This is a genomic window from Streptomyces luteolifulvus, from assembly GCF_008806595.1.
Classification (GTDB): domain Bacteria; phylum Actinomycetota; class Actinomycetes; order Streptomycetales; family Streptomycetaceae; genus Streptomyces; species Streptomyces luteolifulvus.
Window position 1 is genome coordinate 18,472 of record NZ_VZRB01000014.1, and the last position, 20,641, is coordinate 39,112.

General features: G+C 72.1%; 17 protein-coding genes and 1 pseudogene. 10 read left to right on the forward strand and 8 right to left on the reverse strand.

The window, feature by feature from the left end; translation table 11 throughout:
- Positions 1 to 22: 22 nt before the first annotated feature.
- On the forward strand, positions 23 to 2,515 hold the full coding sequence (locus F7R91_RS20770) for a SpoIIE family protein phosphatase (protein ID WP_150950585.1): 2,493 nt from the start codon (positions 23 to 25) through the stop codon (positions 2,513 to 2,515).
- A 53-nt stretch (positions 2,516 to 2,568) separates the two neighbouring features.
- The gene (locus tag F7R91_RS20775; RefSeq protein WP_150950586.1) at positions 2,569 to 2,781 is read left to right on the forward strand and encodes a hypothetical protein; all 213 of its coding nucleotides are present in this window, start codon (positions 2,569 to 2,571) and stop codon (positions 2,779 to 2,781) included.
- Between the two features lie 27 nt (positions 2,782 to 2,808).
- Here the strand turns inward: F7R91_RS20775 and F7R91_RS20780 are convergent, their stop codons facing one another.
- The 6 genes from F7R91_RS20780 to F7R91_RS20805 all read right to left on the reverse strand — a co-directional run bounded on the left by F7R91_RS20780 (position 2,809) and on the right by F7R91_RS20805 (position 7,079).
- Positions 2,809 to 3,294, reverse strand: coding sequence for an SRPBCC family protein (locus tag F7R91_RS20780; protein ID WP_150950587.1), 486 nt, complete (start codon positions 3,292 to 3,294; stop codon positions 2,809 to 2,811).
- Positions 3,291 to 3,665, reverse strand: coding sequence for an ArsR/SmtB family transcription factor (locus tag F7R91_RS20785; RefSeq protein ID WP_150950588.1), 375 nt, complete (start codon positions 3,663 to 3,665; stop codon positions 3,291 to 3,293). Before F7R91_RS20785 ends, F7R91_RS20780 begins: the two co-directional genes overlap by 4 nt.
- Positions 3,666 to 3,749: 84 nt before the next feature.
- The gene (locus F7R91_RS20790; RefSeq protein WP_150950589.1) at positions 3,750 to 4,544 is read right to left on the reverse strand and encodes an alpha/beta fold hydrolase; all 795 of its coding nucleotides are present in this window, start codon (positions 4,542 to 4,544) and stop codon (positions 3,750 to 3,752) included.
- Positions 4,545 to 4,588: 44 nt separating this feature from the next.
- A complete protein-coding gene (locus tag F7R91_RS20795) occupies positions 4,589 to 4,909 on the reverse strand; it encodes a hypothetical protein (RefSeq protein WP_150950590.1) in 321 nt (106 codons plus the stop codon).
- Between the two features lie 65 nt (positions 4,910 to 4,974).
- Positions 4,975 to 6,396 (reverse strand): HAMP domain-containing sensor histidine kinase, encoded by a 1,422-nt coding sequence (locus F7R91_RS20800; protein ID WP_150950591.1) that lies wholly within the window; start codon positions 6,394 to 6,396, stop codon positions 4,975 to 4,977.
- A complete protein-coding gene (locus tag F7R91_RS20805) occupies positions 6,393 to 7,079 on the reverse strand; it encodes a response regulator transcription factor (protein ID WP_150950592.1) in 687 nt (228 codons plus the stop codon). Before F7R91_RS20805 ends, F7R91_RS20800 begins: the two co-directional genes overlap by 4 nt.
- Positions 7,080 to 7,306: 227 nt before the next feature.
- Here F7R91_RS20805 and F7R91_RS20810 point away from each other — a divergent pair, with 227 nt between their 5' ends.
- The 4 genes from F7R91_RS20810 (at position 7,307) to F7R91_RS20825 (ending at position 11,341) form a co-directional block, all read left to right on the forward strand.
- Positions 7,307 to 7,846 carry a hypothetical protein gene (locus tag F7R91_RS20810; RefSeq protein WP_150950593.1) on the forward strand — a complete coding sequence of 180 codons (540 nt, stop codon included), beginning with the start codon at positions 7,307 to 7,309 and terminating at the stop codon, positions 7,844 to 7,846.
- A gap of 61 nt (positions 7,847 to 7,907) precedes the next feature.
- Positions 7,908 to 10,121: an MMPL family transporter gene (locus F7R91_RS20815; RefSeq protein WP_150950594.1), complete on the forward strand. Its 2,214-nt coding sequence runs from the start codon at positions 7,908 to 7,910 to the stop codon at positions 10,119 to 10,121.
- On the forward strand, positions 10,118 to 10,840 hold the full coding sequence (locus tag F7R91_RS20820; protein WP_191971573.1) for an LmeA family phospholipid-binding protein: 723 nt from the start codon (positions 10,118 to 10,120) through the stop codon (positions 10,838 to 10,840). Before F7R91_RS20815 ends, F7R91_RS20820 begins: the two co-directional genes overlap by 4 nt.
- Before the next feature lie 60 nt (positions 10,841 to 10,900).
- A complete protein-coding gene (locus F7R91_RS20825; RefSeq protein ID WP_150950595.1) occupies positions 10,901 to 11,341 on the forward strand; it encodes a DoxX family protein in 441 nt (146 codons plus the stop codon).
- Positions 11,342 to 11,395: 54 nt separating this feature from the next.
- Here the strand turns inward: F7R91_RS20825 and F7R91_RS42820 are convergent.
- Positions 11,396 to 12,443 (reverse strand): annotated as a pseudogene (locus F7R91_RS42820) (hypothetical protein); the annotation flags it as partial.
- 100 nt (positions 12,444 to 12,543) lie between these two features.
- On the opposite strand from F7R91_RS42820, the gene F7R91_RS20835 reads away from it, so the two are divergent.
- Entirely contained in the window at positions 12,544 to 14,064 is a 1,521-nt protein-coding gene (locus F7R91_RS20835) for an FAD-dependent monooxygenase (protein ID WP_150950596.1), read from the forward strand.
- A gap of 34 nt (positions 14,065 to 14,098) precedes the next feature.
- Here F7R91_RS20835 and F7R91_RS20840 read toward each other — a convergent pair whose 3' ends face one another.
- Positions 14,099 to 16,663, reverse strand: a complete 2,565-nt coding sequence (locus F7R91_RS20840; RefSeq protein WP_225320711.1) for an AMP-binding protein — start codon at positions 16,661 to 16,663, stop codon at positions 14,099 to 14,101.
- Positions 16,664 to 16,919: 256 nt separating this feature from the next.
- On the opposite strand from F7R91_RS20840, the gene F7R91_RS20845 reads away from it, so the two are divergent.
- From F7R91_RS20845 to F7R91_RS20855, 3 genes are read left to right on the forward strand one after another with little or no spacing between them, the layout of a single operon-like run.
- Complete coding sequence (locus F7R91_RS20845; RefSeq protein ID WP_150950597.1) at positions 16,920 to 17,960, forward strand: iron ABC transporter substrate-binding protein; 1,041 nt, start codon at positions 16,920 to 16,922, stop codon at positions 17,958 to 17,960.
- 6 nt (positions 17,961 to 17,966) lie between these two features.
- Positions 17,967 to 19,601 (forward strand): ABC transporter permease, encoded by a 1,635-nt coding sequence (locus F7R91_RS20850; RefSeq protein ID WP_150950598.1) that lies wholly within the window; start codon positions 17,967 to 17,969, stop codon positions 19,599 to 19,601.
- The gene (locus tag F7R91_RS20855) at positions 19,598 to 20,641 is read left to right on the forward strand and encodes an ABC transporter ATP-binding protein (protein WP_150950599.1); all 1,044 of its coding nucleotides are present in this window, start codon (positions 19,598 to 19,600) and stop codon (positions 20,639 to 20,641) included. Before F7R91_RS20850 ends, F7R91_RS20855 begins: the two co-directional genes overlap by 4 nt.

Consider the following 20,641-nt stretch of genomic DNA (forward strand, 5'->3'; position numbering starts at 1 on the left):
GCGTGTAGAGGATGGGAACCCCATGGATTCTGCGCACGACGGATCCGGCGCGCCCACGTCCGCAGGGCCGCGCGAGCTCTTCGACGCCTCCAGCGACGCGGCGGCCGTGGTGTCCGCGGCCGGCGTCGTGGTCGGCTGGACCAAGGGGGCCGAAGCACTCCTCGGCCACAGGGCGGAGGAGGTCGTCGGCGGCTCCGCCGCCCGCCTGCTGGCCATGCCCGCCGATCCGGCACGTGCGGCCGGTATCGCGGACCGGTGCCGCGCTGGGATGGGGTGGAGCGGCCTCCTCCCGCTCCGGCACCGCGACGACGGTCCCCTGGACGCCGACCTGAGGGTCTCCGCGTCCTTCCGCATCGGCGAGGACGAGTGCTTCCTGATCTCGGCCCGCGAGCAGAGGCAGCAATGGGCGGTCGGTCAGTCCGTGCTCGACGGTTTCCTGACCCGCTCGCCGCTCGGCATGGCGGTGATGGACCGGGACCTTCGCTATGTGTGGCTGAACGACACCCTGGAGCGCTTCGGCGGTGTGCCCCGTGAGCAGCGGCTGGGGCGTCGGCTGAGCGAGCTGCTGCCGGGGCTGCAGGCACAGAGCATCGAGGGACTGATGGGCAAGGTCCTGACGACCGGGAAGCCGGTGATCGACTACGAGTATGTGGGCTGGAGCTGGGCCGATCCGCACCGTCAGCACGCCTACTCCACGTCGTTCTTCCCGCTCGTGGACGCCGACGACGCCGTCACCGGGGTCTGCTACATGGTCCAGGACGTCACCGAGCGGTGGAACGTGCGCCACTTGCTGTCGCTGGTCAACGAGGCCGGGACCCGCATCGGCAGCACCCTCGATGTGATGCGGACGGCTCAGGAACTCGCCGACTTCGCCGTTCCCCGGTTCGCGGACTTCGTCATCGTCGATCTCCTGGAGCCCGTCCTCAGCACCGAGGGGCACGGGGCGTGGCTGAGCGACGCGGGACCGGCACCCGCGAAGCCCGCGATGCGGCGTGCCGGAATGCAGTCCGTGCGAGAGGGCTGCCCGGAGGCCGTGGCGCGGATCGGGGACAGAGTGGACTTCCTGCCTCCGCCGCACGGTGTGGACCTCCTCGTCAGCGGCGAACCGATCCTCATCCCGGTCCTCGACCCGTCCGACGAACAGTGGGTCGCCGAACAGCCGGCGAGAGTGGCGACCATGCGCGAGTTCGGGCTGCACTCGCTCATCTCCGTGCCGATGCGGGCGCGGAACACCGCCCTCGGGCTCACCACGTTCGTACGGTCGGTCAACACCGTCCCGTTCCAGCCCGACGACGTCCTGCTGGCCCGGGAGCTGGTGGCCCGGGCGGCGCTGTGCGTCGACAACGCCCGCCGCTACACACGGGAACACACCGCCGCCGTCACCCTTCAGCGCAGTCTGCTGCCGCAGGGCCTCTCGGGCGGAACGGCGCTGGATGTGGCGTCCACCTATCTGCCGGCCGACCCCACGGACGGGGTCGGCGGCGACTGGTTCGACGTGATCCCGCTGTCCGGTGCCCGCGTGGGCCTGGTCGTCGGCGATGTGGTCGGTCACGGCATCACCGCGGCGGCGGCCATGGGCCGGCTGCGCACCGCGGTGCAGACCCTCGCCGACATGGAGCTGCCTCCCGACGAGCTGCTGGCACACCTTGACGACCTCGTGCTGCGGCTGAGCGAGGAGAAGACCGACGACCGGGCCGCCCAGCAGAGCACCAGCGCCTTTCTCGGAGCCACCTGTCTGTACGCCGTCTACGATCCGGTCACCCGGCGATGCACGATGGCCCGCGCCGGACATCCGCCCCCGGTCGTCGTCGCACCGGACGGGCAGGTCTCCTTCCCGGAACCCCCCGCGGGGCCCCCGCTCGGCCTGGGCGGGATGGCCTTCGAGGCCGCGGAGATCGAGCTGGCCGAGAAAAGCCTGATCGGCCTCTACACCGACGGCCTCATCGAGGGAGCCGACCAGGACATGGTGCGGGGCATGGCGCGGCTCGGCGAGGTGCTGGCCCGGGCCGACTCCGACCTCGGGGCCCTGTGCACCTCCGCGGTACGGCAGCTCGTGCCCGGGCCGCAGCCCGACGACATCGCCCTCCTGCTGGCCCGCACCCACACCCTGGGTGCCGACCATGTCGTCTCCTGGGAGGTGCCCGTGGACCCGGCCGCCGTCCATGACGTCCGCACCCGGGCGACCCGCCAGGTGGAGGCCTGGGGCCTGGGAGAGCTGGCCATGACGACCGAACTCGTCGTGAGCGAGCTGGTCACCAACGCGATCCGCTATGCCGAACCGCCCATCAGCCTGCGACTGCTCCGTGACTCCCGCCTGACCTGCGAGGTCGCCGACTCCAGCAGCACCGCCCCACGACTGAGGCATGCGCGCGCCATGGACGAGGGCGGCCGTGGTCTGTTCCTGGTCGCTCAGCTCACTCATCGCTGGGGTGTTCGCTACACGTCCGGCGGAAAGATCATCTGGGCCGAGCAGGAACTCCCGCGCGACGGCTCCGAAACCGGTCCGGGGACATGACCCGACCGAGCCGCCCGGATGCGGACGCTTGGAGTCCGGCTGATCCTGAAGCCATGTCCCGGCCGATTCGCGTGATCGTCCATCCGCCGTCGCCCACGGGCGGGCGGCGCGTGCGCGTGGACGGTGAGATCCTCGGGCTGGCGCACAACGTGGCGGACGTCGCCGAGTTCCTGCGCCGGGCCGGCCTGGAGGTCGACCCGGCGGATGTGGCGCGGCTGACGTGGATCGAATGGCGGGGCGGGGGACCGGGCGTGTGGAAGCGCTGAGCCGGCGGACCCGGTCGCAGAACGCACTCAGCCGGCGAGAAGTCCGTCCATCTGGCCGACAGCCTCCTTGAGGCCTTCCTCCATGCCCATGGTCATCAGCTGTTCCATCTGCTCCCGGGTGTCGAAGGCGGAACGGATCTCCATACGGGTGCCGTCCCCGCGCTCGGTCAGCTGCACACGCACGGTGGTGGTCGGCATGGTGGGCGCCGGGGTTCCCTCCTCGTCGGCGAAGCCGTCGGTGAACTCCAGGGACGAGGGCGGGGCGACCGAGGTGATGCGCCACCAGCCGCGGTGTTTGTCACCCTCGGGGCCCGTCATGAAGTACGTGACCTCGCCACCCGGGGTCAGATCATGGTCCTCGACGGTGGCCGGGTAGGTCGGCGGTCCCCACCAGCGCTCCAGCTGACGGGGGTCCGCCCACAGCTGCCACACCTTCTCGACCGGTGCGGAGAAGTCGGCGATCAGAGTGAGGGTGAGACGGTCGAGATCCTTGTCCACGCTGGTCACGCTCATCTGTCCTGTCCTTCCTGTGGATCGTGGTCTGCCGTGCGGGGGTCCTGCGCGAGGAGGTGGGACATGCGCTCCACCCTGCCGCGCCAGAGGGCTTCCAGCTCGTCGAGGGCCTGCCGTGCCCGCGCCACGGCCTCGGGTTCGGTGAGGACGAGCTGCTCGCGTCCTCGGCGCTGTTTGGTGACGAGTCCCGCTCGCTCCAGCACGGTCACGTGTTTCTGAACGGCGGCGAAGCTCATCGGGTAGGCCTCCGCCAGTCGCGACACCGACAGTTCGCCCTGGACGCAGCGGCGGAGTATGTCCCGGCGCGTCGTGTCCGCCAGGGCATGGAAGAGCCGGTCCAGGCTTCCGTCGGTCACTTCATCTACAACCATTTGGTTGTACGTTAGTCGCTCGCATGCCTCGTGTAAAGCGCGGGACGACCTGACTCCACCACACCGCGCAGGTCCGTATCCGGGTCAGCCCGTGGCTGTCGCGTGCGCGCGTCGTACGGGCAGCATCGTCGGGACGGGGTCGTGCGCGAGGTAGTCGAGGATCATCTCGTTGACCTGCCCGGGCTTCTCCATCAGCAGCGCGTGCGAGGTCCCGGGAACGACGGCCAGCTCCGAGTCGGGGATCGCGCGGTACAGGGCGACGGTGTGTTCCAGGGTCACCATGTCGTCGTCTCCGACGAGGACGAGCGTGGGCGCGGTGATCCGGGCCAATTCCTCCGTGGAGATGGTCGGCTGCGCGTGGAACATCTCCACCAACTTGCCCACGACGACGGGCCAGTGGCCGGCACCATCGGGCGAGACAGCTTCGTACATCTCGCGGAACGGCGCCAGTTCGGGCCCCTCGGGCGTCAGCTGGTCGAACATCTCCGGCACCACGCCGCTTTCCGGTCCCGGGCGGAAGTTGGACCCCACGGCCACGATCTTCCGGACCAGGTCGGGGCGGGCGATGGCGACGAGGAGGGCGACGATGCCGCCGTCGCTCCATCCGACGAGATGAGCGGGACCGCCGACGGCCGACTCGATGAAGTCGATGGTGTCCTCGGCCATGTCCCGGTAGTTGATCGGCCCGGAGACGTCGGGCGTGTGCCCGTGGCCGCGCCGCTCGGGGAGGAAGACGCGATACCTCGCCGCGAACTCGGCCCGCTGGGGCCCCCAGGTCTCGTTGGTGCAGAGCCCGCCGTGGAGGAGGAGCAACGGATCACCGGCGCCTTCGGCCTCGTACCACGTCTTGACGCCGGGGAGCTCCATGTATTCGCCCATCGCTCAAGGCCTTCCGGAGTGCCACCGTTCCTGGTCGGTCTCCGTCAGTCTCCGCCGCCGACCGGACGACCCGCAACGCGAGACGACGGCGGGAGGTGATCAAGGCTCGCCCGATGATCGGCGGGGCGGCTGCGGTCGGCCGCATGAGCAGCGCGTTCCTGGAAGCCCCGGCCGTACGTCCCCTCCGTGATGCCTCGGACGACTCGGTCGACGGCGGTCCGCCGGGCCGCGTCGTCGTCCTCGGCCAGGGCCCGTTCGAGGTCCTGGCGCAGACGGCGGGGCATCGCGCGTTCCTGACCGGCCGTGCGGCGGCGCCGGAGCAGGGCGGTCGGTCGTCCTGGGAACAGTCTGCCGAGGGTGGACATGATCGTCTCGTTCCTCCTCTGTGTGGCCCTGGGAGGGAGCGTGACCGATCAGAACAACGGCAGCGTCAGCGTTGTGTTCGGGGCGTGTACGGATCGCCGGGACCCGGGGCCGCCATGTCGGGGTCGGGGGACGGCGGCAGTCGTACGGTGAAGCAGGCGCCGCCCTCCGGTGCGCGGCCGTGAGCGGTGATGGTGCCGCCGAGCCGGGCGGTCAGACGGTGGGCGATGGCCAGGCCCAGCCCGCTGCCGACGGCACGGACACCGCGGTAGCGCTCGGTGAGCACGCCGCGTTCGAAGGCGACCGCCGCGTCCTCGTCGGTGAGGCCGGGGCCGCCGTCGCGGATGTCGATCCGCGCGCCGCTGCCGTCGGGGTGCAGGGCCAGGACGAGGGGCCGCCCGGCCGGGGTGACCCGCAGGGCGTTCTCGGCGAGGCCGTCGAGGAGCTGGCGTACCCGGAAGCCGTCGGTGGTGACCGTCAGCGGATGTCCGGGGCGTTCGACGCGGAAGTCGACGTCGTGCCGGGCGCACCGGGCCGACCAGGCGGTCGCGGCCGTCGCCACCAGCGCGTCCAGGTCGACCTCGGTGATGTCGAGGCGGAAGTCGTCGGCCTCCAGGCGGGCCAGGGCGAGCAGGTCGCCCACGAACCGTTCCAGGCGCTCCATCTCGGTGCGCAGGATGCGGCCGGCCGCGGGCACCTCGTCACCCGTGATCACTGAGTCGGCGAGGGCCTCGGCGTAGCCGCGTGCGGTCGTCAGCGGGGTACGGATCTCGTGGGAGACGGACATCAGGAAGTCACGCTGCCGGTTCTCGCTGCGGGCCAGCGCCGCGTCCAAGGTGTTGAGGGCGCCTGCCAGTTCGGCCACCTCGGTGGGCCCCTGCGCGGGCACCGTCAGACCGCGCTCACCCTCCGACAGCCGGTGGGCGGTGCGGGCGGCCGAGACGAGCGGACGCGCCAGACGCCGGGCCAGCAGCGCACCCGACAGCCCCGCGCCGGCCAGCCCCAGGACCAGGGGCAGCACGAGGGCGCCGCGCATCCGGTCGGTGGCCTGGTCGACGGCGCTGAGCGGCTGGGTGAGCACCAGCCCGCCGCCGTTGGGGGTCGGCGCCCCCTCCACCAGTACGCCGTGGCCGTCGAGGCGTGCCCCGGCTGACACGTCGCGCCCCGCGAGCAGTGCCTCGCGGCTGTCCCCGTCGACGGCAGCGGCCGCCGGTCCCGTCACCTCGCCGGAAGGACCGACGAGGGCGAGCCGGATGTCCTCCGGTCCGGCGATGCGCTGCTGCCGGTTCAGTATCCACGAGGCCAGGGGCGGCGTACGGGCCAGGACCTCCGCCCGGCGGGCGAGCTCGTCGCGCTCCTGGGCCTCCGCGTTCGTACGAATCATCCGCCAGGCGAACAGCCCGGTCACCAGCACGGCCACGGCCGCGACGGCGGTGGTCAGCAGGACCACACTGCCGGCCAGGGTGCCACGGCGGCCCCGGACGGTCATCGGCCGGCGCCGGTGACGCTGTAGCCGACCCCGCGGACGGTGCGGATCGGGCTCGCGTTGCCCAGTTTGGCGCGCAGCTGGGAGACGTAGACGTCCATCACACGGGTGTCGCGGTAACCGGCATAGCCCCAGACCTGGCCAAGCAACTGCTCGCGGGAGAAGACCTGTTCGGGGTGGCTCATCAGGAAGGCGAGCAGGTTGAACTCGGTCGTCGTCAGCTCCACCGGGCGGTCGTCGACCAGGAGGGTGCGGCGGCCGGTGTCCAGCGTGAGGCGTCCCACCCGGCTCACCGGGTCGCGCTGCGGACCCGCGGCGCGCCGCAGCAGGCTCTTGACGCGGGCGACGAGTTCCTGCGGGGAGAACGGTTTGGTGAGGTAGTCGTCGGCGCCGAGCTCCAGGCCGAGGATGCGGTCGGTGACCTCGTCGCGCGCGGTCACGAAGAGCACCGGCGTCCAGTCGCCCTCCTCCCGCAGCCGGCGGCAGACCTCCATGCCGTCCATGCCGTGCAGGGCAATGTCCAGCACGATCGCCACCGGCCGCATCCGGCGGACGGCGGCCAGCGCGGCATCGCCGTCGGCCTCGACGTGCACCCCGAAGCCCTCCCGGCTCAGGTAGCGCCGCTGCAGGTCGGCGATGTTCTGTTCGTCCTCGACAACCAGGACGAGCCCCTTGTTCTCCTGCATGTGCCTCTCTCCTCGCACCGCGGGCAGGCGGGCCCGGCCAACGATGCTAAGCGCTCCGCTGGAAGTGCCGCGATGCGTCGTCGGCCGTCTGCGGCGCCATCGTGGCTGGTCGCGCAGTTCCCCGCGCCCCTTCAGGGCATGCCCTTACACGCCCCGAACATTCGCCGAACATCCCCCTCGTACGCCGCCGACAGGCTGACGCCGAGAACGAGCAAGGGGAGGACATCGTGAACCGCATCAGTACGGCCGTGACCCGCAGCACCCGGAGGACCGCGCTGGCCGTCGCCACCGCAGCCGTGGTGACCGCGGCGGTGTGGACGGCATCGTCCGGGCCGACCGGTTCGACCTCGGCGCCCGGGGGCACGTCGGCGGTCGAGCTCGCCGACGCCGACGCGGTCGCCTTCGCCGGCACCGACCCACAGCCCGTGCCCGGATGGCTGCCGTCGCGGCTGCGTGCCGATCTGCGTGAGCTGCGCGGCATGGCACCGGACAAGCGCACGGAGGCGGCGGCCCGGATCTGGCGGGACGCGCTGGCCGGCGAGTACGGCACCCGCGTACGCATCCGCGCCCATGAGGCGCAGCGCCGCTTCCGGCACCTGCCCGAGGAACTGCGCGCCGACATCAGGGAACTGCGCGGGCTCACGGGCGAGGAGCGGCGCGAGGAGCTGCTGGCGATCCGTGACAAGGCGCTCGACGGCGGATACGGCGACCGGGTGCAGCGGTGGGCCGGGCGTCGCAGCAGCTTCTGGCAGCAGGAACACCACTGACCACAACTCACCCCCGACCACCCCCGACCAGGCCCGACGAGGCCCGACCAGGAAAGACGGCATGACCCACGTTCGTGAATCGCTCCCAGCCCCCGCCTCCGCCGAACCCGCCGAAGGCGTCGGACTGCTGCACCGGCTCGGCCGCTGGTGCGCCCGCCGGCCCGGCCGGGTGCTCGGTACCTGGCTGCTGATCCTGCTGGCCGCCTTCGCCGCCGACCGGGCCTGGGGCGGCACCTACGAGGACGACTTCTCGCTGCCCGGCACCTCCGTGCAGACCGGCGCCGACCTGCTGGACGCCCATGGTTCGAAGCAGGTCCGCGGCACGGCCTCCCAGATCGTGCTGCACACCGACAGCGGGCCGCTCGCCACACATCGGGACACGGTCCACGAAGCCGTGGCCGCCCTCGGGAAGCTGCCGCAGGTGATCTCGGCCGCCGATCCGCTGAGCACCCCCGGCGCGGTCTCCGCCGACGGCACGACCGGCATCGTCACGGTCCGCTTCACGGAGAATCCGGCCGGGTTCGAGACGTCCTACCTGGTCGGGGTCGACACCGCCGTGCAGGACCTGCGCGCGGACGGTGTCGAGGTCGAATACGGCGGTCCGCTTGGCCAGTTGGCCCGGCCCAAGGCCTCCGACCGGCTGTCGGAGATCATAGGGCTCGCCACCGCTGTCGTCGTGCTGCTCGCAGGATTCGGCAGCCTGGCGGCCGCCGGACTGCCGCTGCTGACCGCCGTGACCGGACTGCTCACCGGCATCTCCCTGCTTGGCCTGCTGGCAGCCGCCTTCGCCTTCGGCAATGCCGCACCCACGCTGGCCACCATGATGGGCCTGGGCGTCGGCATCGACTACGCCCTCTTCCTGATCACCCGTCACCGACGGCTGCTGCGCGACCTTAACGACCCGGCCGAGGCCGTGGGCCGGGCCGTGGCCACCAGTGGCCGGGCCGTGCTCGTGGCCGCCGCGACCGTGGCCCTCGCGCTCGGCGGCCTGTACGCGTCCGGCGTCGGTTTCATCGGCACGCTCGGCGCGGCAGCCGGGCTCACCGTCGTGGTGGCCGCCGTCGCCGCGCTCACCGTCGCCCCCGCCTTCCTGGGCATCGCGGGCCACCGCATCGACCGCCGGCGGGTGCGCCCACCGGTCGACGAACCCGACGCGACCGCCGACACCTGGCATCGCTGGGCCGGCACCGTCGGCCGCCGCCCGTGGCTGTTCCTCGTCGTCGGCGTCGTCGTCCTGGGAGTGCTCAGCGTCCCCACCGCCTCGATGCGCCTCGGCCACATCGACAACGGCGCCGACCCCGCCGACTACACCGACCGCCGCGCCTACGACCTGATCTCCGACGGCTTCGGCCCCGGCACCAACGGCCAGTTCACGATCGTCGCCGACCTCGACGGCACGTCAGAGGGCCGAGGGCTGTCCGAAGAACTGCACGACGCTCTCGCCGCCACCCCGGGTGTCGCGCACGTCTCCACCCTCACCCTCACCCAGGACCAGGCCCTCCTCGTCACCACCGTCACCCCCGAGACCGGACCCCAGGAGCAGGCCACCGCCGACCTCCTGCACCGTCTGGAGGACGACGTCCTGCCCGCAGCGCTCACCGGCTCCGGCGCCCGCGGCCATGTCACCGGGACCACCGCCGCCCAACTCACCTTCCGTGACGTGGTGGTGGACCGGCTGCCGGTCATCATCGCGGTCGTGGTGGCGGCCGCCTTCCTGCTGCTGCTCACCGTGTTCCGCAGCCTGCTCGTCGCCCTCAAGGCGGCCCTGCTGAACCTGCTGTCCATCGGGGCCGCCTACGGAGTCGTCGTCGCCGTCTTCCAATGGGGCTGGGGTGGCTCCCTGCTCGGCGTCGAGGAACCCGTGCCGGTCGAGTCGTACGTGCCGATGATGATGTTCGCCATCGTCTTCGGCCTGTCCATGGACTACGAGGTCTTCCTGCTCTCCCGCATCCGCGAGTCCTGGCTGCACACCAAGGACAACCACGCCAGTGTCGCCGCCGGCCTGGCGGGCACCGCCCGTGTCATCACCTGCGCCGCCCTCATCATGACCAGCGTTTTCCTCGCCTTCCTGCTCTCCACCAACGTGGTGATCAAGATGCTGGCCCTGGGCCTCGGCGTCAGCGTCGTCATCGACGCCACCGTGGTCCGGCTCGTCCTGGTGCCCGCGACCATGTACCTGCTCGGCCGCGCCAACTGGTGGCTGCCGGCCTGGCTGGACCGGACACTGCCCCGCCTCGACCCCGAAGGCCCGGCGCCCGCGGGGGAGAAGAGGTGATCCGTTCCGTCTTCCGGCGGCACCGCACGGCGTCCGTCACCGTCGTCACCCTCGCCGTACTGCTGCTCACTGCCACCGCCGCCGAACTCGCCGCCCGCGCCCTGCTGCACAGCCGCGTCGCCGCCACGGCCGGCCGGGCGCTCGGCGCGGACAGCACCGTCGACATCGACGGCGGCCCGGCCCTGCTGGACCTGTTCGACCGGCACCTCGACGGCGTGACCATCAGCAGCGACCACGCCACCCTCGGCCGCATCCCGGACGTGTCCGTCCGCGCCCGGCTGAACGGTATCCGCATGACCGGCGACCGCTCGGGCACCGTCGCCGGTACCCACGCCGACATCGAGGTTCCCGCGGCCTCCCTGCAGGCCCTCGCCCTCAGCCACAACAGCCGACTCCCGGTCACGGCGGTGGACTTCGACGCCGCCGCGGACACCGTCACGCTCGCGCTCGGCCGGGCCGGACTCGGCCGGGCGACCTTGCGGCCCCGCCTCCAGGACGGCCGGGTGGCCCTGCACCTGCAGGACGCCGAGATCCTCGGCACCCCCGCACCCGACCGAGTCGTCGCCCGGATCCAGGACGCTCTGACCGAACGCACGGACGCCGACTACCCCCTGGGAATGAAGGCCACGGCACTGGACGTCACCGCCACGGGCCTCGAGATCGGGCTCGACGGGGGGCCGACCCGGCTCGACATGCCCGTTGCCGTAGAAGCGAGGTGAACCGGCCGGCCGTTTTCGACGTATACGGTACGGCTGCATTCACACTCACCAGGAGCGACGATGGACACTTCGAGGCTGACCGCCCACCAACCCCTGGCCCTCGGCTTGTTCCGGATCGTGATCGGGTTCCTGTTCGCCTGCCAAGGAGCGGCGTCGGTCTTCGGTCTGCTGGGCAGAAAGGCGACCGAGACAGGGGAGTGGCCCTACTGGTACGCCGCCGTGATCGAGGTCGTGTGCGGGGTGCTCATCATGGTCGGCATCGGCACCCGCGCCGCGGCCTTCCTGAGTTCGGGCGCCATGGCCTTCGCCTACTTCACCGTCCACCAGAAGGACGGCCTCTTCCCCCTCCAGAACGGTGGTGAGAGCCCGGCCCTCTACTGCTGGTCCTTCCTGCTGCTGGTGTTCACGGGACCGGGAGCCCTGTCCCTGAGCGAGGCGTTCCGCGCTCGTCGCGACGGAGCCGGAGCACGGTCCCCGGAGACGGCCGCCTCGTCCGTCTGACGGGAGGCGGCCCTCGCCCTCGATGGCCGGCAGGTGGAGCCCCTGGAACGGGTGCGAGTACGGGTGGTCGCACACCTGGTCGTAGATCCTGCGCAGCCAAGGCTGACGAACCGCCGGCAGCCGTGCCAGGGTCCTGAGGAACGGTCCCGAGTCGGGCCGGAACAGCTGATGCGGACGCATCGGCAGGGGATCGTCGCGGAGGACCCCGTCGGGCAGTCCGCCCGTCGCGGGCACCGGCAGCCGTTCGCTGGGGAAGGCCAGCTGCGTCCACACATCGGCGGCCAATGACACGGTCTGCGCGCTGCCGGACGGCTGCCATGCCGCGCCCGTTCGCGGATGCTGCGGAACGAGGAGGATGTCGGCGGCGGGGTCGGGGCCAGGCAAGCCGGGTCCGGCCAACGCCACGGACCTCGCCGGCGTCCCGGACGGGAGCAGCGCACCGAGTGCGGGGCCGAACACGTCCGCAACGAGGCCGCCCGGGACGGCCACGGGTGCGCCGCCCGAGGCCGCCAGCAGGTGGGCCGGCCCCGCACCGACCGTGGCCGCCCAGACCGGGCTCCACAGCCCGGACTGCTCGACCGGCGGCGTGCCCTGCCGCTCCTGCGGCGGCGCCTCCCAGCCGTCTGTCCGAGGAGCGGGCCCGTCGGCGGAGCGGCGGCGTACGGCGTGCGGGGCGAACCACACCGCTTGCCACAGCGAGCAGTCGTCGATACGGGTGGCCACCGCCCGACCACACCGCGCGCAGGCCATTGTTCGGGCCGTCGCTTCCGTCCAGCCCGTAACAGGAGCCGCCGTTTCGTTCCGGGATCAGGACGGTGCCGCGGGTGTCACCGGGCGCGACGGCGATCGCTCCCTTGGCGCCGAAGGACAGGGCGTGGACCGGCGCGAACACGCCTCGGGCTTCCGCTTCGCCCTCTGTGATCTCACTCCACCGACGCCACGGCGGCCCGGAGGGTTCTGGATCGACGGCGTACGTCCCGGGCTCCATGAGCACCGGGAGCAGTCCGTGTCCCCAGTTCTGGTGGGCATGGGCGGGTAGCGCAACCTGCGTCAACGGGGCACTCAGCACGGCGTTGCAGCCCGCACATGCGAAGACCGTCATGCACATCCCCCCGGCTCTGGACCATGCCGATTCTCCTGGCCCGGCGATCACCGGACAACTGGTTTCAGCCGCCGGCGCCAGTGCCATTTACCGTGGAACCATGACCGCTCCCCTGGATGTCCTGGTGGTGGGTGCCGGGCCCACCGGGCTCGCGCTTGCTGCACAACTGCGGTCGTACGGCACCGGGTTCAGGATCGTCGACCGTTCGCTCGACCGGGTGCGGGAGTCGCGGGCGCTGGCCATCCAGCCACGGACGCTGGAGATGCTGGCCGGTTACGGAGTGACGGACGAGCTGGTCGCGCGGGGGAACCCGGCGGTGCAGTTGAGGATGCACCTGTCACGGCGGGTGGTGCGCGTGCCGCTGTTCGACATCGGCTGCCGGGACACCGCGTACCCCTTCCTGCTGTTTCTGTCCCAGGCCGAGACCGAGCGGGTCCTCGCGGAGCACCTGGCCGGGCGGGGCGTGACGGTCGAGCGCGGCACGGAGGTGCTGGGCCTGGAGCGGCAGGGCGAGCACGTGATCTGCCGTCTGAGGGGGTCGGGCGGCACGGAGGAGACCGTACGCGCCCGCTACGTCGTCGGCTGCGACGGCGCCCACAGCACCGTGCGGGTCCAGGCCGGAATCGACTTCGCGGGCCACGCCTATCCGCAGACCTTCCTGCTGGCCGACCTGGAGGTCGACGGGCTGGAAACCGGTGCCGCGCACTCGTATGTCACGGCCGCCGGCCTGGTGTTCTTCTTCCCGCTCGTCTCACCGGCCACCTGGCGGATGCTCACCATGCGGCCCCCGGACGCCCCCGCGGGACAGGTGACCCAGGCGCTGCTGCAGGAGATCGTCGACCGCTGCGTCGGTGACCGGCTGGTTCTGCGTGATCCGGTGTGGATGACGGACTTCCGGCTGCACAAGCGGGGAGCCGCCCGCTACCGCGCGGGCCCCTTCTTCCTGGCCGGGGACGCCGCGCACATCCACAGCCCGGCCGGAGCGCAGGGCATGAACACCGGCATCCAGGACGCGCTCAACCTGGGCTGGAAACTCGTGTACGTCTGCCAGGGCACGGCACCGGAGAACCTGCTGGAGACCTACGAGGCGGAGCGGGCCCCGGTCGGCCGTGGCGTTCTGCGCCTGACCGACCGTGCCTTCACCGTGGCCATGAGCACCAACCCGGCGATCCGTGCGGCCCGTACCCACATCGCCCCTCGGCTCGCCCCGTTGCTGCTGCGCGCGAGGTCCCTGCGCGGCTGGGGCTTCCGTACGGTCGGTGAACTGGCCATCCATTACCGGCGCAGCCCCGTCTCCAGCGCGGGTTCCCGTGCCCCGTGGCGCGGTCCGCGGGCCGGGGACCGGCTGCCCGACCTGCCCCGTGGACTCCAGGCACGGACGGCCGGGCCCGGCTACGGTCTCCTGCTCGCCGGTCCGCCCTCCCTCTGGCCCGGCGAACGCGTCGCCGCGCTCCTGGACGGCCGGGACGGACTCGTCACCGTCCACCGGCTCGGCGGGGACAGCCCTTGGCCCGACATCGCGCACGGCCTTGTACGACCCGACGGCTACCTCGGCTACGTCGCGCGCGGCACGGACCTGACGGGCCTGCGCACCTATCTCGACCGCTGGCTGCCGGTCTGAGGCGGGTGCGTCACCGGACGGGGAAACCGGGCCGTCACAGCCAGCGGACCCTCCGCGCCACCCGGGTCACGACCGCCGCATAGCCCACGCCGACCAGGAGCGAGGCGAACAGCGCGGTCAGCGGGAAGCCCTTCTGCAGGTAGGGATAGACCTGGTAGTGCGTCAGGTAGATGTAGAGCGAACCGCTCGCCAGGACGCCCGCGAGCGCGCTGAGCGGTCCGAGACTGGGCAGGGTCGGCACCCAGATCAGCAGCGTCAGGCCGACGATCACGATGCCCGTCCGCAGGGGCTGGTCCTGGAACAGGCCGGGCATGGTCACCACGAGGACCGCCGTCAGCAGCGCCCGCTGCCGCGCGGTGACCGCCCGTGCGGCCGCCCACCCGAGGGCGAACAGCCAGAAGACCACCGCGGGGTTCAGCTGGGGGCGGAGCGTGACCAGGTCCAGCAGGTCGTAGCGGCCGATCAGGCCGATGCCCACCAGGGCCAGGGGCACGCCGAACGCATGGCGCCGCTCCAGCCGGTCCAGCAGCGGTACGGCCATGAGCGCGGCGAGGACGATCAGGAAGTAGACGAGGGCCTCCACGAACCAGTAGGCCCATTCGAAGCGGTCGGTTCCCTGGTCGAGCAGGCTGTTGAGCAGCACCGCGTTGGCCGGGTCGATGGCGTCGGTCAGGAGCACCGCCCCGGTGATCCACAGCATGCTCGGTACCGCGATGCGGGCGATGCTGCGCCACAGTCGCCGTACCCGCTCGCGGCGTCCTGCGTCGGTCAGCTGGAAGCGGGCGAAGTTGTAGCCCGCGACCCCGATGAGGATGTGGGCGAAGCCCTTGATGTCGAAGACCTGGACGTGCGAGCCGACGATGAGGACGATCCCGACGGCGCGCAGGACGATGCTAGTCTCCAGGGTGCGGCGGGTCGTCCAGAACTCCGCGGTCGTCCAGGAACGCAGCGTCCTGCCAAGTGCTGAGGCCGCCGGCTTCGGCTGCGGTCGCGCTCCGTCCGCTCGGGCCGGCTTCTCCGCTCCGGGCGCCGCCAGGGTCCGCAGTTCACGGATCGTCCTGGTGTGCCAGTCGGTGGGCAGGTGACCCAGCGCCTCCTCCAGGCGCAGGGACATCTCGACGTAGCACAGCGAGTCGCCGCCCAGGCTGACGAAGCTGCTGTCCTCGGCGGCGTCCGCGTCGAGGATCTCCGCGTAGAGGTGCAGGAGGTCCACGCCGGGGTCGGGCGGCTCCTCCTGCGCGGGGCGCGTGAGCTGCCGTACGGCCTGGTAGTCGGGCTTGCCCGTGGTCAGGCGGGGGAGTTGGTCCAGGACCCGGACCCGTATGGCACGGGACGGGAGCCCGCACTCCTGCGCGATCAGCCGCCGGATCCGTGCCTCCTCGCCGGCATCGGCGAGCGCGGCCACCGCCAGCACCTCTTCGTCCCCCGCGCAGTAGGCGGTGACGCCGTGCTCCTCCAGCAGTGCCTCCACGCGCTGCGGGTCGATCCGCAGCCCGAGGATCTTCGCGAAGCGGCTGCGGCGGCCCACGATCTCGTACAGCCCGTCAGGTGTCCGGCGGGCGAGGTCCCCGGTGTGCAGTTCGGTCACGGTCCGGCCGAGGCGGAGGTCGTCGGTGCTCTCGGCGTATCCGAGCATCACGTTCGGCCCCGAGTAGACGAGTTCTCCGACGTCCGGGCCGTGGCCGTCGGCCGGTTGCAGCCGGAAGGAGCCTCCGGGTATCGGCACACCGACGGCCTCGGGGCGCTCGGCGGCGAGGTGCGGCGGGAGGTAGGCCATCCGGGCCGTGGCCTCGGTCTGCCCGTACATCACGAACAGCTGCCACCCGGAGCGGCGCCCCGACTCGGCGTACCGGGCGACGCGTTCGGGTGCCAGCCTGCCCCCGGCCTGGGTGACGCGGCGCAGATGCGGCAGCTGCATCGACTCGAAGCCGACGCGGTCGAGCAGGTCGAAGGTGTACGGCACTCCGGCCAGCGAGGTGCCGCGTGCTGCGCGGAACTCCTCCCAGAAGCCCGCGTCGGACACCGACCGTTCGGTGAGGATCAGCGCGGCGCCGCGCAGCAGAGTGCTGTGGATGACCGACAGGCCGTAGCAGTAGTGCATGGGCAGTGTGGTGGCCGCCCGGTCGGTGTCGTCGATGCCGAGGTACGCGGCGATGGACTCCGCGTTGGCCTGGAGGTTGCGGTGGGAGAGCCGCACCAGCTTGGGCGAGCCGGTCGAGCCGGAGGTGCTCAGAAGCAGGGCGAGGTCGGGGTGGAGGGTGTGGGCGCTCTCGGGGTGCCGTTCGTCGAGGTTCCACGTCCCGGCGGCGTCCGGGCGGGCCACGACGTCGGGGGCGTACGCCTCGGTCAGTGCGCGGATCGTGCTCTCGTTGTCGCCGGGGACGAGCAGGACGGGGTGGCCGGCGGACAGGGCGGCCAGGTGCGTGACGAGGGCGTCGGTCCGGTTGGCTCCGGCGAGCAGCACGAGCCGCCGTACGGGCCCGAGGCGCTCGGCGGTGGCAGCGACGCGCTCGGCCAGTTCGCGGTACGACAACTGCTCGTCCGGGGTGATGAGCGCGACGCGGTCGCCGTACAGGGCGAGGTCGCGAGCGAACGGCACGCTGTGGGGCCGGGGGAGCGGTTCCGGGGTCGAGATCGGGCCGGCGGGTGCCGGGAGTGGCCCGGAGAGGTGGATCACGGGGGCGCGCCCTTTCCGCGGCAATGTCCGCCGCTAGCCCAGAGCCCTTGACGATTAGGTAAGCTTTACCTTATTCATAGCATGGTCATAAACAAGCCACAGCTGGTCCCCAGGACGTAGCTCGCATCTCCGCCGAGATCGGCGGGCGAAAGCGAGCCACGCAGGAAGGCACATCACCATGCGACGCCCCTCGGCTCGCCGGATCACCGCGCTGCTCGCGGCCGGTCTGCTGCTCCCCGCCCTCGCCGCGTGCGGCTCCGACGACAAGGACACCGGGGGCGGCGACACCACCCTCGTCATCTACTCCGGGCGCAACGAGAAGCTCGTCAAGCCGATTCTGGACAAGCTGGAGAAGGCGGTCGGCACCAAGGTCGAGGTGCGCTACGGCGACAGCGCGGAGCTCGCGGCCCAGATCCTGGAGGAGGGCGACCGCACCAAGGCCGGGCTGTTCTTCTCCCAGGACGCCGGCGCGCTGGGCGCCCTGTCCAAGGAGGGGATGCTCCAGAAGCTCCCGCAGGCCACCCTCGACGAGGTCGACGACGCCTACCGCGGCTCCGAGGGCGACTGGGTCGGCCTGTCCGGGCGCGTCCGCGTCATCGCCTACAACCCGGACAAGGTTCCCGAGGACAAGGTCCCGGACTCTGTCCTCGACGTCGTCAAGCCGGAGTGGAAGGGCAAGGTCGGCTTCGCGCCCACCAACGCCTCCTTCCAGGCCTTCGTCACCGGTATGCGCGTCCTCAAGGGCGACGACGCCACCCGCAAGTGGCTCGAGGACCTCAAGGCGAACGGCGCCAAGACCTACGCCAACAACCTCGCCACCCTCGACGCCGTCGAGGCCGGTGAGGTCTCCCTCGGCCTGGTCAACCACTACTACTGGTACGAGCGCGTCGCCGAGAAGGGCGAGGACAAGGTCAACGCCAAGCTGCACTTCCTGCCCGGCAAGGACCCCGGTGCGCTGATCAACGTCGCGGGCGCCGGCATCCTCAAGGACAGCGGACAGAGCGAGCCCGCCCAGAAGGCCGTGGACTACCTCCTGTCGAAGGAGGCCCAGACCTACTTCGCCGACACGACGAAGGAGTACCCGCTGGCCGCGGGCGTCACCAGCACCGTGGAAGACCTGCCGCCGTTCGAGTCGCTCCAGTCCCCGGACATCGACCTCGGCAAGCTGGAGTCCCTCCAGCAGACGCTGGCCATGCTCCAGGACGTCGGTCTGGTCTGATCCGCCGTGCCCACATCGTCCACCTCACGCCCGGCCGGAGCACCCGCCCCGGCCGGGCTCGAGCCTGCACACCGCCCGGCCCGCTCACTGCGCATACCGGGCAAGCGCCGCCCGACGGGAAGCGCCCCTGCGGCCGGCCGCAGACCGCCGCTCATCCTGCTCGTCCCCGCCTGTGTGGCCGCCCTGTTCGCCCTGCTGCCGCTCGGCTACCTCGCCGTCCGCGCCCTGGAACGCGGCCCGGCCTACGCCTGGGACGTCGTCGCCGACCAGCGCACCCTCGACCTCCTCGGCCGCAGCCTCGGCCTGACCGCCGTCGTCGTGGCCGCCTGCCTGGTGCTGGGGGTCTCGATGGCCTGGCTGACCGTGCGCACCGCACTGCCCGGAGCCCGCGCCTGGTCGGTGCTGGCCACGCTGCCGCTGGCCGTGCCCAGCTACGTCGCCGCGTTCGCGTGGCTGTCGTACGAGCCGGACCTCGCCGGGTTCGGCGGCGCCGCACTCGCCCTGACCCTGGTCAGCTTCCCCTACGTCCATCTGCCGGTCGCCGCCGCGCTGCGCGGCATCGACCCGGCCCAGGAGGAGGCGGCGCGCTCCCTCGGCCACGGGCCCTTGCGCACCTTCCTCCGCGTGACGCTGCCGCAGTTGCGACCGGCTGCCGCGGGCGGGGCACTGCTCGTCGCGCTGTACGTGCTCTCCGACTTCGGCGCGGTGTCCCTCATGCGGTACGACACCTTCACCCGGGCCATCCACACCTCGTACCGCGCCTCCTTCGACCGCACCCCGGCCGCTGCCCTCAGCGTGGTGCTGGTCGTGATGACGATCGCGCTGGTGGCCGCGGAGGCCCGCACACGCGGACGCGCCGGGCACGCCAGGACCGGAGCGGGCACCGCCCGCCCGCCGGTCCCGCTCGCCCTCGGCCGCTGGCGGCCGCTCGCCCTGCTGTGGTGCGGGGCCGTGGTCGCCGTCTCCGTCGCCTTCCCGCTGGGCACCCTCGCCTACTGGCTGACCGCCGGCAGCTCCGCCACCTGGGATCTGGGCGGGCTCGCGGAGACCGCCTGGGCCACCCTCGGGGTCGCGGCGGCGGGCGCCGGCCTCACCACGCTCCTCGCCCTGCCGGTCGGAGTGATCGCCGCCCGGCACAAGGGGCGCGGCGCACGCCTGCTGGAGCAGGCGGCGTACGCCGGGCACGCGCTGCCCGGCATCACGGTCGCGCTCGCGCTGGTCTTCTTCGCCGTGCGCTACGCCTACCCGCTCTACCAGCAACTCCCGCTGCTGGTCTGCGCGTACGCCGTGCTGTTCCTGCCGGTCGCGGTGGCCGCCACCCGCGCGGCCGTGCTCCAGGCGCCGCCCGTCCTGGACGACGTGGCCCGGTCGCTGGGGCGGCGGCCGTGGCAGGTGCTGCGTGAGGTCACCGTGCCGCTGGCCGCGCCCGGGGTGGCCGCCGGGGCGGCGCTCACCTTCGTGGTCTGCATGAAGGAACTCCCCGCGACCCTGCTGTTGCGCCCCACCGGCATGGACACCCTCGCCACCCGGCTGTGGACCGAGACCGGCGCCGGATCCTTCGCGGCCGCCGCCCCCTACGCCGCCGCGCTGATCCTGCTGGCCGCCGTCCCCTCGTACCTCCTAGGCAGGCACCGGACATGAACGAACTGCACGTCGAAGGGCTCACCAAGTCCTACGGAGCTTCAGAGCCGGTTCTGCGCGGGCTCGAACTCGCCGTTCCGGCGGGCGCGCTGGCCGCGGTCCTCGGTCCCTCCGGCTGCGGCAAGACGACCATGCTGCGCATCGTCGCCGGGTTCCTGCACGCCGACGCGGGCACCGTCCGGCTCGGCGACCGGCTCCTCAGCGGGCCCGGTGTGCATCTTCCGCCGGAGCGTCGCCGTATCGGCATCGTGCCGCAGGAAGGCGCCCTCTTCCCGCACTTGAGCGTGGCCCGCAACGTCGCCTTCGGACTGACCGGCGCCGACCGGGCGGAACGGCGGCGCGTGACGGAGGAGATGCTGGAGCTGGTCGGCCTCGCCGGATACGGCGACCGGATGCCGCACGAGCTGTCCGGGGGCCAGCAGCAGCGCATCGCCCTGGCCCGTGCGCTTGCGCCCCGGCCTCAACTCGTGCTGCTCGACGAGCCGTTCAATGCGCTCGACAGCGCCCTGCGGGCAGGGCTGCGGGCGGACGTCCGGGCCGCCCTGCACGCGACCGGGGCCACGGCCGTCCTTGTCACCCACGACCAGCAGGAGGCCCTGTCCACCGCCGACCTCGTCGCTGTCGTACGGGACGGCCGGGTCGCCCAGTGCGACACCCCGCAGCACCTCTACGGCCGCCCGGCGGACCCCTGGGTCGCCGGCTTCGTCGGCGACGCCGTGCTGCTGCCCGGCACCGTCGAAGGCAAGGGCACGGCGCTCACCGCCCTGGGCGCCGTCCCCCTCGCCACGCCGCCCAACGGCACCCGCACCGGCACGGTCCTGCTCCGCCCCGAACAACTCCGCCTGACCGCCACGGACTCCGAGGGCGCGGCCAGGGGCACGGTGACGGACATCTGCTACTACGGCCACGACGCGATGGTGACCGTGACCGTCGACGGCCACGACACCCCGGTCGGCATCAGGGTCGCCGGCCCCCTGTCGGTCCGCCCGGGGCAGGAGACGGGCATCCGCGTCGTGGGAGAGGCGGGCCTGCACCCGTAG

What these genes read in the sequence shown, in the direction of transcription:
- F7R91_RS20770 (WP_150950585.1), top strand. Translation starts at nt 23, where the DNA reads ATGGATTCTGCGCACGACGGATCCGGCGCGCCCACGTCCGCAGGGCCG.
- F7R91_RS20775 (WP_150950586.1), top strand. Translation starts at nt 2,569, where the DNA reads ATGTCCCGGCCGATTCGCGTGATCGTCCATCCGCCGTCGCCCACGGGC.
- F7R91_RS20780 (WP_150950587.1), bottom strand. Translation starts at nt 3,294, where the DNA reads ATGAGCGTGACCAGCGTGGACAAGGATCTCGACCGTCTCACCCTCACT.
- F7R91_RS20785 (WP_150950588.1), bottom strand. Translation starts at nt 3,665, where the DNA reads ATGGTTGTAGATGAAGTGACCGACGGAAGCCTGGACCGGCTCTTCCAT.
- F7R91_RS20790 (WP_150950589.1), bottom strand. Translation starts at nt 4,544, where the DNA reads ATGGGCGAATACATGGAGCTCCCCGGCGTCAAGACGTGGTACGAGGCC.
- F7R91_RS20795 (WP_150950590.1), bottom strand. Translation starts at nt 4,909, where the DNA reads ATGTCCACCCTCGGCAGACTGTTCCCAGGACGACCGACCGCCCTGCTC.
- F7R91_RS20800 (WP_150950591.1), bottom strand. Translation starts at nt 6,396, where the DNA reads ATGACCGTCCGGGGCCGCCGTGGCACCCTGGCCGGCAGTGTGGTCCTG.
- F7R91_RS20805 (WP_150950592.1), bottom strand. Translation starts at nt 7,079, where the DNA reads ATGCAGGAGAACAAGGGGCTCGTCCTGGTTGTCGAGGACGAACAGAAC.
- F7R91_RS20815 (WP_150950594.1), top strand. Translation starts at nt 7,908, where the DNA reads ATGACCCACGTTCGTGAATCGCTCCCAGCCCCCGCCTCCGCCGAACCC.
- F7R91_RS20825 (WP_150950595.1), top strand. Translation starts at nt 10,901, where the DNA reads ATGGACACTTCGAGGCTGACCGCCCACCAACCCCTGGCCCTCGGCTTG.
- F7R91_RS20835 (WP_150950596.1), top strand. Translation starts at nt 12,544, where the DNA reads ATGACCGCTCCCCTGGATGTCCTGGTGGTGGGTGCCGGGCCCACCGGG.
- F7R91_RS20845 (WP_150950597.1), top strand. Translation starts at nt 16,920, where the DNA reads ATGCGACGCCCCTCGGCTCGCCGGATCACCGCGCTGCTCGCGGCCGGT.
- F7R91_RS20855 (WP_150950599.1), top strand. Translation starts at nt 19,598, where the DNA reads ATGAACGAACTGCACGTCGAAGGGCTCACCAAGTCCTACGGAGCTTCA.